At 41.3% G+C, this 13,540-nt stretch carries 12 protein-coding genes and 2 pseudogenes; 12 read left to right on the forward strand and 2 right to left on the reverse strand.

Annotated features, from left to right (window positions below; genetic code table 11):
* Positions 1–17: 17 nt before the first annotated feature.
* From AC2TF5_RS14035 to AC2TF5_RS14060, 6 genes and pseudogenes are all read left to right on the forward strand, one after another.
* Positions 18–122 carry a DUF6254 family protein gene (locus AC2TF5_RS14035; protein WP_015735743.1) on the forward strand — a complete coding sequence of 35 codons (105 nt, stop codon included), beginning with the start codon at positions 18–20 and terminating at the stop codon, positions 120–122.
* Between the two features lie 190 nt (positions 123–312).
* A pseudogene (locus AC2TF5_RS14040) lies at positions 313–441 on the forward strand (macrolide family glycosyltransferase); the annotation flags it as partial.
* A 154-nt stretch (positions 442–595) separates the two neighbouring features.
* Positions 596–1,123, forward strand: a complete 528-nt coding sequence (locus AC2TF5_RS14045; RefSeq protein ID WP_491302730.1) for a DUF1572 family protein — start codon at positions 596–598, stop codon at positions 1,121–1,123.
* Complete coding sequence (pepT, locus tag AC2TF5_RS14050; protein ID WP_491302731.1) at positions 1,120–2,352, forward strand: peptidase T; 1,233 nt, start codon at positions 1,120–1,122, stop codon at positions 2,350–2,352. Before AC2TF5_RS14045 ends, pepT begins: the two co-directional genes overlap by 4 nt.
* Before the next feature lie 74 nt (positions 2,353–2,426).
* Complete coding sequence (locus AC2TF5_RS14055; RefSeq protein ID WP_491302732.1) at positions 2,427–2,966, forward strand: GNAT family N-acetyltransferase; 540 nt, start codon at positions 2,427–2,429, stop codon at positions 2,964–2,966.
* 178 nt (positions 2,967–3,144) lie between these two features.
* Positions 3,145–3,543, forward strand: a complete 399-nt coding sequence (locus tag AC2TF5_RS14060) for a VOC family protein (protein WP_491302733.1) — start codon at positions 3,145–3,147, stop codon at positions 3,541–3,543.
* Positions 3,544–3,927: 384 nt separating this feature from the next.
* Here AC2TF5_RS14060 and AC2TF5_RS14065 read toward each other — a convergent pair.
* Positions 3,928–4,891, reverse strand: a pseudogene (locus AC2TF5_RS14065) (YhgE/Pip domain-containing protein).
* Between the two features lie 499 nt (positions 4,892–5,390).
* Here AC2TF5_RS14065 and AC2TF5_RS14070 point away from each other — a divergent pair.
* The 5 genes from AC2TF5_RS14070 (at position 5,391) to AC2TF5_RS14090 (ending at position 10,094) form a co-directional block, all read left to right on the forward strand.
* A complete protein-coding gene (locus AC2TF5_RS14070; RefSeq protein ID WP_491302734.1) occupies positions 5,391–6,077 on the forward strand; it encodes a hypothetical protein in 687 nt (228 codons plus the stop codon).
* Positions 6,078–6,201: 124 nt separating this feature from the next.
* A complete protein-coding gene (locus AC2TF5_RS14075) occupies positions 6,202–7,308 on the forward strand; it encodes a tetratricopeptide repeat-containing glycosyltransferase family 2 protein (protein ID WP_491302735.1) in 1,107 nt (368 codons plus the stop codon).
* Positions 7,292–8,209 carry a glycosyltransferase family 2 protein gene (locus AC2TF5_RS14080; protein ID WP_491302736.1) on the forward strand — a complete coding sequence of 306 codons (918 nt, stop codon included), beginning with the start codon at positions 7,292–7,294 and terminating at the stop codon, positions 8,207–8,209. The genes AC2TF5_RS14075 and AC2TF5_RS14080 overlap by 17 nt, the downstream gene beginning before the upstream one ends.
* 617 nt (positions 8,210–8,826) lie before the next feature.
* Positions 8,827–9,117, forward strand: a complete 291-nt coding sequence (locus AC2TF5_RS14085; protein WP_491302737.1) for a hypothetical protein — start codon at positions 8,827–8,829, stop codon at positions 9,115–9,117.
* Positions 9,118–9,467: 350 nt separating this feature from the next.
* Positions 9,468–10,094 (forward strand): hypothetical protein, encoded by a 627-nt coding sequence (locus AC2TF5_RS14090; RefSeq protein WP_491302738.1) that lies wholly within the window; start codon positions 9,468–9,470, stop codon positions 10,092–10,094.
* 197 nt (positions 10,095–10,291) lie between these two features.
* Here AC2TF5_RS14090 and AC2TF5_RS14095 read toward each other — a convergent pair whose 3' ends face one another.
* Positions 10,292–11,563: an MDR family MFS transporter gene (locus AC2TF5_RS14095; RefSeq protein WP_491302739.1), complete on the reverse strand. Its 1,272-nt coding sequence runs from the start codon at positions 11,561–11,563 to the stop codon at positions 10,292–10,294.
* 99 nt (positions 11,564–11,662) lie between these two features.
* Here AC2TF5_RS14095 and AC2TF5_RS14100 point away from each other — a divergent pair, with 99 nt between their 5' ends.
* Positions 11,663–13,525 (forward strand): ABC transporter substrate-binding protein, encoded by a 1,863-nt coding sequence (locus AC2TF5_RS14100; RefSeq protein ID WP_491302740.1) that lies wholly within the window; start codon positions 11,663–11,665, stop codon positions 13,523–13,525.
* The last annotated feature ends 15 nt before the right edge of the window (positions 13,526–13,540 follow it).

The following is a 13,540-nucleotide window of genomic DNA, read 5'->3' on the forward strand; positions in this document are numbered from 1 at the left end:
AGAGGAGGATATCTGTTATGGCTCACCAGAAGAGAAGGAAAGAAGCTGCCTGGAAGTCACGAAAGCAAGAACAGCATCCCCATGGTAAAATCAAATCGCTCAAGGAATTGTCCAGCGAATAGGAAGAGGAGCATACTACTTGAAAGAGAAAGACTGTCGGAGAAGTTTACCGGCAGTCTCTTTATACAATAAGTTTAAGTTCATTTTTCTTTAAGCAATCCGTAATTAGACTGAAGTTACACAGTGATTAATCACAGTTTTGAGATTTTCAAGTATTGTACTATGATAAACTTTACCTATGGAGTGATAGAAATAGCGCGTGTTTTATTTATTAATGGTGGATCAGAGGGACATATCAATCCAACTATTGGAGTTGTGCAAGAGCTTATTTCGCGTGGAGAAGAGGTAGTATACTTTTCTATAGAAGCTTTTCGAGAGCGTACATGTTGGCTGTGGACGTTTACTTGCACAAATTCTTAAAGCTTCCTATTTCTATAAAAGTCCCTACAGAAATAGTTAAATGACCTAGATGGGAACTTTATAGAAATTTGGAGCACTAATCAAATTTAAGAACTGCTTATAGGAGGTGTGTAGGGTGAATAGCATATCATTACTAATTGACTTTCTCTTGAAGAAATATTATTCAGAAAAGCAAGGCATGCTACAAGTCATCCAACAATTATCAGAGGAAGATATTGTATGGGCACCCACATCTGGGAGCAACAGCATTGCCAATTTAGTTGCACACATATGGGGAACGGTTCATCAACGAATTGAAACCGTATTCTTTAATGTTCCAGACACAAGAGACCGAGAAAAGGAATTTGAATGTGGTCTCCAGTTATCAAAAGAGCAAGCGCTGGAACTTATCACCAAGTCTTTTGACTGTATTATTGAGGCTTTGAAAAAGGTGAAAGAGAACCCTGATATGTTACAAGAACAACCTTATTTGAATCTACCACCACTAAAAAACAGTGGAGTTAACAACCACGCTACTATCCTTGAAATGTTTTTGCATCAATTTAGACATTTACCCGGTCATACAGGACAAATCGTCTACATAGCCAAAATGCGAAGAGGACAATCCCCCACCCAATGTATTGGAGTTGAGATAAGACTATGAAAACAGAGATCATGAATAGATTCATCTCTTACGCACAAGTTGATACACAGTCCGATGAGGGCAGCGAAACTTGCCCCTCAACACCAGGGCAGCTAGTGCTGGCCCAAATGCTCATAGACGACCTTAGAGCCATAGGTATGCAGGAAGTTACGATGGATTCGAACGGTTATGTAATGGCATCCCTTCCGGCCAATACAGACAAAGAGATTCCAACAATCGGTTTTCTTGCTCATATGGATACGGCCACCGATTTTACTGGCGCTGGCGTGAAGCCGCAAATCATAGAAAATTATAACGGACAAGACATTGTCTTGAATGAATCACTGAATATTGTCCTTTCGCCGCGCGATTTTGCTGAGCTGGCTGGCTACAAAGGCCACACGTTAATAACGACAGACGGTACCACATTACTTGGCGCTGACGATAAAGCCGGTATTGCCGAAATCATGACTGCTATGGCTTATCTGATTCGACATCCAGAACTGAAACACGGGAAAGTAAGAGTGGCTTTCACCCCTGACGAAGAAATCGGCAGAGGTCCAAATAAGTTTGATGTGTCCGCCTTCGACGCAGTATATGCCTATACGATGGATGGCGGTCCTCTTGGCGGGATCGAGTACGAGAGCTTTAACGCTGCATCAGCCATCATTACTTGCAAAGGGAAGAACGTTCACCCCGGCACGGCCAAAGGAAAAATGGTTAACGCTGCTAAAATAGCCATGGAGCTGCATGGAAGGCTGCCGGCTGATGAAACTCCTGAGAAGACGGAAGGTTATGAAGGCTTCTATCATCTGTCGTCCATTCAGGGTGACGTCGAGCAAACACAGCTTCGTTATTTGATCCGGGATCACGATAGTAATCGGTTTAAGGAGAGAAAGTCCCAGCTGGCTCGTATCGTAGAAGAATTACAGAAAAAATACGGAGATAAGCGAATTGAGCTCGAAATCAAAGACGAATACTTCAACATGAGGGAGAAGATTGAGCCTGTAATGGAAGTAGTGGACATCGCTAGACAAGCACTAGAAAACCTCGGAATCGTGCCGATTATTCAGCCGATTCGCGGCGGTACGGATGGCTCCCAACTATCCTACATGGGGTTGCCAACACCGAATATATTCACAGGCGGGGAAAATTACCACGGGCGGTTCGAGTATGTTTCAGCTGACAACATGGTGCAGGCTGTGAACAGCATCATCGAAATCGTTAAGCTGTATGAACAAAGATCCTAAGGGTGTATGCAGCATCGAGCATAGGTGGGAGAGGAATTTTACATCAGTAACCCTGATAATAAGGAGCAACTGAATTGAAAATCGAAAAAATTTTTGAATATGAAATTATTGGTCAATTGAGAACTAAGTTACAGCAGTTATTAGTAGAGTGTTTTACAGAAGAATATCCAAAAGATAGGATTTATTTTAAGCAATTACCTCATTTTAGGTTCGTAGCAATTGATGATAAAAATCAACTTGTTGGTCAAGTCGGCTTGGATTATAGAGTAATGAATTTAAATGGGAAACCAATAAGAGTTCTTGGCATAATCGACTTATGTGTATCAAAAATGAAGCGTTCACAGGGAATAGGTTCATTACTACTCTCTGAAATAGATGATTTCTGTGAAGGGAAGCCAGTTGATTTTTTACTCTTGTTTGCAGATAACAAAAAATTGTATTTAAATGCAGGATTTAAGTCTGTAAATAATGAGTGTAAATGGCTAAAAATAGACGATGAAAATCAAACAACTTACGGAATAGGACATGAAAAAATTAATGAACTTATGATTAAAGAAGTGGGCAATATAAAATGGGAAAATGGAAAGATAGATTTACTAGGATACCTTTATTAAGCTAAAGGGAGGTTTAAGTTTTTTTCTATGCCCATTCCTTCATAGTGTTCATACCGCAAAAATTATTGGCTCGAAGCAGGGAATACACTTGCGTACCGACGCAGTTGCAGAAAGATTCAAACCTGGATTGCACTAAAAAAGATAGTCTCTTAAGCTCAAAACAAGGAGGAAGGCCACATTGATTAGATCTGTAGAAGGTAAGAATCCCATTCGGAGTCAGATCAGTTCTGTAATCCTATGGTCCAGAAATCTTGATAAGTCGGCAGAGCAGTACAGCAGGCTACTTAACCTTTCAAGCGAGCAACACGAGCGTTTCGGTCACATTCATGTCCTGCATTTGCCGAATGGAACGGACATCATGATTGATTCCAATGGAATGGACAATGTTCCGATCCCAGACAAAGCTCCGCCGCTTTGCTTCGTGCCCGCTGACGATATCGACGAAGCGGCTGCTCTCATAGAAAGTCTGGGATTCCAAGTCATTTATGGTGGAATTATCCGAAATGAGTTTGTATCTTTCTTCAATATGCGTGATGATGATTTCAACGTGATCACGGTATGCCAAAACCATAAATGATAAGTTAAGAAAGTGGAGGCTGCCTCAATGTCATTCAACATGACACTTAAGGCAGCCTTTTTTTGTGTTAACTTGACGTTACAGACAATGCGGAGAACCGTATCAATAAGTAGCGGGAAGTTCCTTAGGGAGAAACTCGCAGGAGCCTGTGAAAGTATGTTTGACTTGGATGGCTTAGGTGGGCCAAACTCGGCTGGAAAGCTAGGGATCACAACGATTGCCGGAAGTACTTCAGCCCGGCTCAGGATGACAATGTTCTGCTGCTGGAAACGTCCTTGATTTTGATCCAGCTACGGTAACCGTGGCCATTTCCCGATTTTTTATTGATTACAAACAAATACATTTGTTTTCCCCCATGTTATCTCTATGAACTCGATATTATTATTAGCCTTCAAGTTTTTGCTGTTTTTGTACTTTTCGAGGTTTCAAAACAGAGACAAAGATTATAATTGTGCTCACTAAGCCAATCCAAGTAAGCGAGGATACAGCATTATTCCAGCTCAATCCTTCACCGAAGTAGAACAGTTCTCGAAGACCGTCTACCATAAAACGCATTGGCAACCAAGGGTGCACCCAGTCCCGATAGAAAGGGGACATCATTTCTGGAGCTCTGTATTAACTTCGCTGCAAGGTTCTCTTTTAGGTTGTTTGTTCTCGTCTTGCTGACGGCAAAAAAGAGAACAGCTGCGCTCGCCATACATGCCATCCAAAGCGGTTGGAACAAGGATACAGGGGCAGTGCCACTTGCGCTATTCGTACCAATTTCATTGACATCAGTAACCTTCTTAGTAATAGGAGTTACTAAGCTAGAAGCCTGCTCCGCCGTCAGCGTTGCATTCTGGCTATTAAATCTTTCAAGGATCTGGGCACGAACATTGTTGTTCATGTTATCAATGACTCCATTCAGGATTTGTCCAGCCATCGTGGAAGCCGCAGTATTCATCCCTTGATTAATAAAGACTTCAACTTCAGGCGATTCAGGTGTTGGACTGCTCAAAGATGCTTGCTTTGCACTAAAATCTTTAGGAATGACAAGCGCCGCGTAATATTCCTCGTTATCTAAGCCGTTTTGTACTTCTTCGGCACTTTTTACTTCAACCCATTTTACAGCCGGTTCCTCGCCGGATGCTGACGAAGAGGTGTTCTGCATCATATCTACGATCGTTTGCCCCATATTCATTTTAGGTTGATTTGGAATTTCAACTCCTTGGTCTTCATTGACAATAGCAATGGGCAAGTTCTTCGGTTGGACTTGAACCGATGGAAACAGTGTAAGTGAAAAAATAAAGATGACCAAGAATGCAATAATGGGCGATATCAGTACGAGTTTATTTTTCAAGACTTTCATAAAAGATCCACTCCTTTTTTATTTTCCAATCACTTAATTTTTCGAAGTTTATGTCGTTCATAAAATTCACTTTAAAAATAGGTAAATACCGTGTTAGTATTCGTCGCTTCTTCGTATACTGCTGTTATATTCGATAAAGTAGTAGGTTACGTATAATAATTAACATTTTACGTAAACAAAGTTTCTGAGGGAAACCAGCAAATGATCTTACATCAGAACCGATGGGCATATTGAATGCTGCGAAACGGCGACTAACAAAGGAAAAACACTTTTTGCAACGTGGAAGATTTGAACAAGCAGAAAAAGAGATTACAGTTGCCTTGTTTATTCTCAGTGGTACGTTTTGGAGTTACAAGCTGCAAAGAATTATGTGAAACGAAAAAAAATTATGCCAAGAAGAAAGTTGCAAAATCTTTGATACATCTTATTAGGGGCTAAAAGATGTATTCAATAAACTTGAAGTTTATAAATTAAATGATCTGATAGGAGTTATGGGTATATGAGAGTAATTAAAGCAGTAGGAGATTCAGGAGTTACGGGTAATATGAGAGTAATTAAACCAGTAGGAGTTTCAGGACCTACGGGGCCAACCGGGGCAACGGGAGCCACAGGTGTAACAGGTGCAACGGGTGTAACGGGTGTAACGGGTGTAACGGGTGTAACAGGTACTACGGGAGCGACGGGTGCAACTGGAGTAACTGGAGTAACAGGTGCTACAGGTGTCACGGGTGTATCTGGAGCCACGGGTACCACGGGAGCTACTGGAGCCACAGGAGCAACGGGCCCTACAGGAGGCGCGGGGATTTTTTTGCAATTTCAGGTATCCGAGAATACTCCAAATACATCAGGGAGTTCGGCAATCTCGATAACCGCAGTCCCAGCTACATTAAAAACAATAACAATAACGGGAGTTCCTACAGGAAGCAGCATTTGGTTAACAGGAATCGTTGGATGGGAGTCTACAGCAGGTACTACAGCGGTTCAATTACAAATTCTCCGTGGGGCAACTATTATTTTTAGTATTAATCATCATGCAGCTGGAAATAACACATTTGAAGCTACCAGTGTTGATCATGTTGATTCAACTCCGGGAACTGGCAATGTTACGTATTCATTAGTTGCACTAACTGTTGTAGGTACAGCAAATGCCATTGGAGCCATTACTTTTACAGGGGCTTTAAAATAGTTTAAGTAAAAAGCGAATGCCGATGGCCGTTTTAATTCACTCTGGGGTTAGGTATAGCTTTAAAATAATTCAAGACTCACATGGGTAGTTTCCCCGGTATATACCTGAAAATGAGGTGAGTAAATTGATTTCTGTCAGTCTTTGTATGATTGTAAAAAATGAAGAGGATAGTATTAAGCGATGCCTGAGCTCAGTGCAGGATATGGTTGACGAAATCATTATTGTGGATACAGGATCCACCGACAAAACTAAAGAAATCGCGCGTAAATATACGGATCATATCTTCGATTTCGAATGGGTTGACGACTTTGCAACTGCCCGAAATTATGCTTTTCGTTTGGCTACTAAGGACTATATATTTTGGTTAGACGCGGACGACATGTTAAAGAAAGAGGATCGTAAAAAATTTAAAGAACTAAAAAAGACAGTCGATCGATCAGTGGATTCCGTGACGATGGACTATCACCTGGCTTTCGACGAATTTGAGAATGTTACTTTTAGTGTTAGACGTAATCGTCTTGTAAAAAGGGAGAATAACTTCCAATGGATTGGCGCAGTTCATGAATACCTCGAAGTATCGGGGAACATTTTGAATAGTGAGGTTGCTATCACACATAGCAGCCTCCATCATGATAGCGACAGAAATCTTAGAATTTACGAAAAACGTTTACTTCGCGGCGAACACTTTTCACCTCGGGATTTATATTATTTTGCAAATGAACTCGTTGATCACCAGATGTACGAGCAAGCGATTTCTTATTATGAAAAATTCTTGGCCACAGGAAAGGGATGGATCGAAGATAATATTGCTTCTTGCGGGAAACTAGCAGATTGTTACCATGAACTCGGAAATAGGGAACGAGAGCTCGAATCTTCGTTACGTTCTTTTCGATACGGTAGCCCTCGTGCCGAATTCTGTTGTCGGCTTGGGTATCATTTTTTACATCAGGAGGATATCCATACAGCGATTTTCTGGTATAAGATGGCCACCCAACTTGAACGTTCACGAGAAAACTTGGGTTTTTTTAATCCTATATACTTGACTTGGCTCCCTCATCTTCAGCTTTGCGTATGTTACGACCGAGTGGGTGAACATGGCTTAGCCCAATATCATAATGAGATTGCCCGTAGCTATCGACCGACGGATCCTAGAGTCCTGCAGAATAAAAGGTATCTGGAAGCTATCTTAAACAAAGAAGAAGCAGGAGTTGGCGGTGATTGTCTTGGATGATAAGCCGCGCGTGTTGATCGGAAGCCCTATTCATCAAAAACCTGCTATTCTACGCGAGTTTTTAAATTCTCTGTACCAATTAAGGCAGGAACATACGGTATTCGGATATATATTTGTTGATGACAACCAGGACGAACAGTCAAGAAAAATGCTTCGCAATTTTTCCGAGGTGGTTGACCATGTTACGGTAAAGGCATCCGGGCATAGAAGTGACTATACTCGTAACGAAACTACACATTTTTGGAATGAACATCTTATTTGGAAAGTCGCGGATTTTAAGAATATAATTATTCAACATGCCATTGATGAGCAATACGATTATTTGTTTTTAGTCGATTCCGATTTACTGCTGCATCCTAAAACGGTTGAACAACTGATCGTTATAGGGAAAGATATTGTATCCGAAATTTTTTGGACTTCATGGCAGCCTGACTCAATGCCTCAGCCTCAGGTATGGCTTCGTGATGAGTATACGCAGTGGGAACAGCAGCGGGGTGAGAATCTAAGCGAGGAGGAGATTATCACCCGTTACAATCAATTCATTTCTCAATTAAAAGTTCCGGGGGTATATGAGGTAGGGGGATTAGGGGCTTGTACTCTTATCAGCCGACGCGCATTGGTTTCTGGTGTAAACTTCAATCCCATTAAGAATCTTTCCTTCTGGGGTGAAGATCGTCATTTCTGTATTCGTGCAGCTGCAATGGGGTTCTCGTTATATGTTGATACTCATTTTCCAGCTTATCATATTTATAGGGAATCCGATCTAAACGGGGTGAAACGATTCAAACAAGAGAGTAATGGAGAACTCAATCGACAAAATGTCGGATTATCCTCTCTGGATATGGACAAAAGAGACCCCTCAGCATCAGCATTGCGGACGGTTCCCGGAGAATATTTTTGAACTCTCTCACCGGCTATCTGATCTCCGTTTAAAGCACTTTGGATGGGCTACACCCGAACACCGTCTCGAAAAATACAAAAGATATATACTACTTGACCCAGAAGCGAAATATGGATGGAAGGAACAGTATCTCTCTATATTGGATGAAAATCCAAATTTGATCCAATGGATCGAATAAAGGCCAAAAGGAAGAAAGTACGAAATGAATGGAAATTATTCATACTTTTTGCCTGTAATGATCCGCAAATTTCCCTTTGATGATGACGTAAATATGGCAAAAGAATGCAGAGTACTGAATCAAATGCATAAATTTGATATTATTCAACTGGCTTGCTCTATTTTCCTCTGTAATTTACTAGAAGGTCAATTATTGTCGGAGGACAAGAACATACACGCATAAGAAGTTACGGAATCCGCGGCTTCTTTGTTTTAACAATGTAAGTTCTTGTCCCGAGCTGAGTACAAGAACTTACATTGTTAGCCGAAATGGAAAAGAACTTGTAGCCATACTCGATGATGAATGTCTAATTTGAAGATATGAACTTTATAATCCGTCAAAGACTACATACTTTGGAGCCAGGTATCGATATTATTGCTGTGAAGGGAGCTTCACCTTATTGATTGAAGCTAAGGGTGAGACGAGCGCTTTAGAGACTTTCAGTCGTTTCGGCAAGCCCTTTAACCTGAATCAGATAAAGAACCATGTTGGTAAAGCCTTACTTGCAGCTACTAAGCTGATTTCTGATTACCAAGATTCAATCAACTATGGTATTGCTATTGCTCTACCCGATAATGATGAACATCGTAGAGTTATCGCAGAAATTGAGTACGCTTTGATAAAGCTCGGAGTATACGTCTTTTGGGTTAAGGACTTCAATACAGTTGAAATCAAGTTTTACGAGCGATAACTACTACTAATGTCTAATGACACAAAAGTGCCTACATTCTGACGAGACTACCAGTACGTGTGTCGGAGTACAATAACATATTTGTCAGACGACAACACGTAGCCTTTGAAAGCTGAATTAATTGCGTTTTTTTGTTTTTAGCCGAAAATGACAAGAACTTGTACACTTAGCCGATTAGATGATTGTCTAATCTAATGTTAATCTACATCGGCAGCCTGTTAAGCTAACGGGCAGTTTAGCGTGGGGAGTGCTGGAATTTTGTGTTGCATAGGAAACGTACGTTCTCTATTATCACCTTAAGTGATTTTAAGAACAGGATGACAAAAAAACCGAAGAAGGAGTAGGTAAAGTTGAAGTTGAAAAATTCGTTACTTTGGATTGGTGGTTCACCCGATTCGTGGAAAAGTACAATAGCAAAATACATTGTCAAGAAATACAACCTTTCTTTTTATGATTATGACATGAATGAGGATAAGCATCATGAGGAACTGTCTGCCCATTCAATTGGTGCTGAAGAGATACTATCCTCCTCCATGGAAGATAATTGGGTACATATTAGCCCGAAGGAAATGCTAAACAGGGCAAATGGATCATTTCGTGGTCGATTTCCCTTGGTTATCCGTGATTTATCTGAAATACAAAGTGAGAGACCAATTTTAGCAGAAGGCTTCGGCCTAACACCTGAATTGGTTGGGCCTCTTCTAAATAACCCCAAACAAGCCATTTGGCTGGTTTCAGATCAGGATTTTAAGATGACTTCTGCAAAGAAACGTAAAAAATTGTCAGGGTTGTTCGAGATAAAAGAGATCGAACTAATTGCCCTGGAGAATCTAAATAAAAGATATATGCTGATTGATGCCCAGATAAGAGCAGAAGCAAACCAGCTTGGTCTAAAGGTTATAGAAGTGAAGTCCTCAACCCCTTTTGAAGTTATCGTTGGCTTGGTTGAGGAGCATTTTGGTGCCTATCTAGTCTGATCTCCTTTCAACAATCGGGACACGATAGTTCAACAAATACATGGAGCAGTTTGCCGGTGGCAGCTGCTCCATGTATTTGTTTGATGCATTTATGGTGGTAACGGAAAGAAACTACCACCGGCTGCAATCATTTCTTAATCTACTAATAGTAAGTTTAAGCGAGTAATAAGCGACTATTCAACTAACCTTTAAATTCCCTAAAGATTGTTAGCCGCGCGAACATTACGAGATAATAGGCATCGGAATGATAGATATGAGACGACGAGTAGTATAGAGACGATTATAAATAATACAGCGCCACTTGTCTGGATGAATACGATACCGCCTAAATAAGGTCCAATGGAACGAGATATATCCCAATGTGTTCCATGAATTGAGAAATATAGCCCTCGATCCGTAACTGGTGCAATACCAGCGACGTACTGATGAAGCCTGGAAAGTCCTAAGCTTTCTCCGATTGTCATCGTCAATTGAGCCACCAGTAAAGGCCACAACACGAAGGAGAACCCGTATAAAAGTGATGTCATGGTATAACAGAGACAAGTGATTAACATGATGGTTATGAGCGACATATGCTCCGTTTTTTTGATAAGCCAGACTTGCAGTCCAACAGATAGGCAAGCTTTTACGGTAGCCAGAATAGCGATCACAGACAAGTGATCGGTAAAGATAGCTTGAGCATGTATACGAAAAGTTGTTTCTGTCTGTGCATAAAAGAAACTGATTGGTAATGTACACAGCATAAGAAGGATTACATGCTGGTGAAGGAATACGAACTGTTTTGTTCGTCTGAATACAGATCGTGACTTATCTATAGAACGATCGGTCTGAGAATCTTGAACAACGACCGTTGCCAAAGGTTTATTCAGGTGATTTAGCGGTGCAGTCTCATGGGTGGTCTTCCAAAATACAAGCAAGTAGATGAGGAGCGAACATGCTTGCAAACCGAATACGAGAGCGGGCTCTAAGATAAATACCAGCAAACCGAGTACCGGACCAAGTCCTTGCCCGATATACCCCAAGGTGTTTAATACACCATATACTTCCGCCCGCTTCTCATCCGGGACGATATCGGCAATCTGAGCCCGTTCTGCCGGAATGTAGAGGGAATGGCCAATTCCATTCAGGATATATAAAAATGCGAATAACCAAACTGAATCAGCAAGCATAAATCCGGTCATCGCTCCTATTTGTAAGAACAAGGAAAATATGATGATGGGCTTTCTCCCGTAACGATCCGTAATACTGCCGCCTGCGATCGTAACTACAATCTCTGCAAAAGGTTGTAATCCGACAATAATCAAAGGCAACAGAACGGAACCGTCCAACTTCTCGTATAAGTATAAGAGTAGAAAGGGCGCTAGCATCGAACCAGTTAGACTTGTTAGCAACTCTCCAAACATTCTGACTTGCAGCGTGGTATGATAGTTTTGCACGATATAGTTCCAGGTGTGTTTCAGCTTATTCATGAGTAGTCCCCCTTTTGTTTTTACATTGTAAAGCGGGTGAATAAATGTAAAAAGGGAAGAGATTACTCATGTTTTTTACAGCTTTTTTAGAAAGGAACCATGATGATGCAATTACTCGAAGATTATTATCGGATACGTACCCCCTATCAGCATATTCCTCTTCATCAAGGAATGACGATTTCTATTGATCAATTATCTGAGCTGCTCTGTTGTACCGATCGCAATACCAAGCTGATTATCCACAAGTTAGTGGATCAGGGGCTGATTAGATGGGTTCCCGGCATAGGAAGAGGGAATCGCTCTCAGCTATTTTTTCTCGTGGAATTGGGAGATATCTATCAAAAGATTGCAAAAGAGCTTGTCTACCAAGGAAAAATTAAAGAAGCATTAGCGCTTCATCATACCTATAAAAAAACGCTTCCTCTTGCCCATGAACAGTTCCAAAATTGGTTTGACACACAGTTTGGCTATCAGCAAGATTTGTGCAACAATAAACCGCATGATACGTTACGTTTACGTTATGACGATGTTTTTAATATTGTGGACCCCATACACATGTATCTGCGTTCAGATTGCCATATTGTTATGCAAATTACGGATACATTGCTGCACTATGAACCACTCACGATGAGTACGAGAGCTCATTTGGCTCATCATGTCGAGTCTAGTGAGGATGGACGGATCTGGACCTTCTACTTATGCAGAGGTGTGCAATTTCATGATGGTAAAGAACTTGATGCACAGGACGTCCTATATACTTTTGGGCGAGTACAGCAAGAAAATTCCCCTTATACATGGATGACAGAGATAATAGAAACAATGGACGTACTAGATGCCTACACCTTACGTATTCAGCTTGAGTACCCTTGCTACTGGTTTGATCGGTTTGTTTGTAGTCCACATTTGTCCATTATGCAAGAACAAGCTGCTAGACGATCCCAGATGAATGGCAGAAATAATTTAATTGGGACAGGCCCATTCCGTTTAGTCCGAAATGATGAATCGATGGTTGTGCTGGAGGCTTTTTCATCCTATTTTCGTGAGCGGGCTTTGCTTGATAGAGTCGAGATTTGGATCGTACCAACTTACGAAGACACAATAGATAGCCAGGAGAGCACCTACGATCTACAAAGTGTCCCATCCGTAGATCAAGATGCGTCATGTCAGGTAGGAATAGAAGGGGACAGGCGAACTGCACGTATGGAGTGTAATATTACTTTTCTCAGCTTTCAGCAGATGCGTGAAGGTGTTCTATCCTCTCCGTATTTCAGACAAGCTCTTTCTCTGATTCTTGATGCCAAGCATTTGATTTTAGAGGTAGGGGGAGAACGTGCAGAGACCACGGATCGTTTCTTCTCACATGAACTCCTTGGGATAGATGGGAGCGAAGTGGGACGTGTAATGGGCGGAAATATGGAGGAGATGGTAGAGCTAGCACAATCCGTAAGACATTTGCTTTTACAAAGCAATTATCAAGGCGAAACGCTTCGTCTGTACACGTTTAAGGAAGAAGATCATCGACAGGATGGTGAGTGGATAAAAGCCAGGTGTGCTAAGTATGGTATTAAGCTGGAAGTATTCCACTTTTCCACTGAAGAATTACTAACGCCAGAACGGATGAGGGAAGCAGATCTGATCCATGATAGTGCCACGATCGGGGAAGATGTGGAGCTGTCCTTGTTACACCTTCTTTTGTCAGGGAATAGCTTTCTCCATCAGCATTTTAATGAAGAACAACGTGAATTCATCCAACAGACTGCACGGAAGTTATACGCGACTAAAGATAGAAGAGAACGATATGAAGTTTGGGAAGAGGCAGAAGGCCACTTATTGACTAAGTATGGGTACCTGCCCTTATATCGTAATCTAATTACGATGCGCTCACAGCCTGCGTTAACAGGTGTAACAATCAATGCGCAAGGGTGGGTAGATTATTATAAGCTTTGGATGAAAAAAGTGTAGTTGAATACCCTACAT

The organism is Paenibacillus sp. JNUCC 34 (assembly GCF_058269055.1).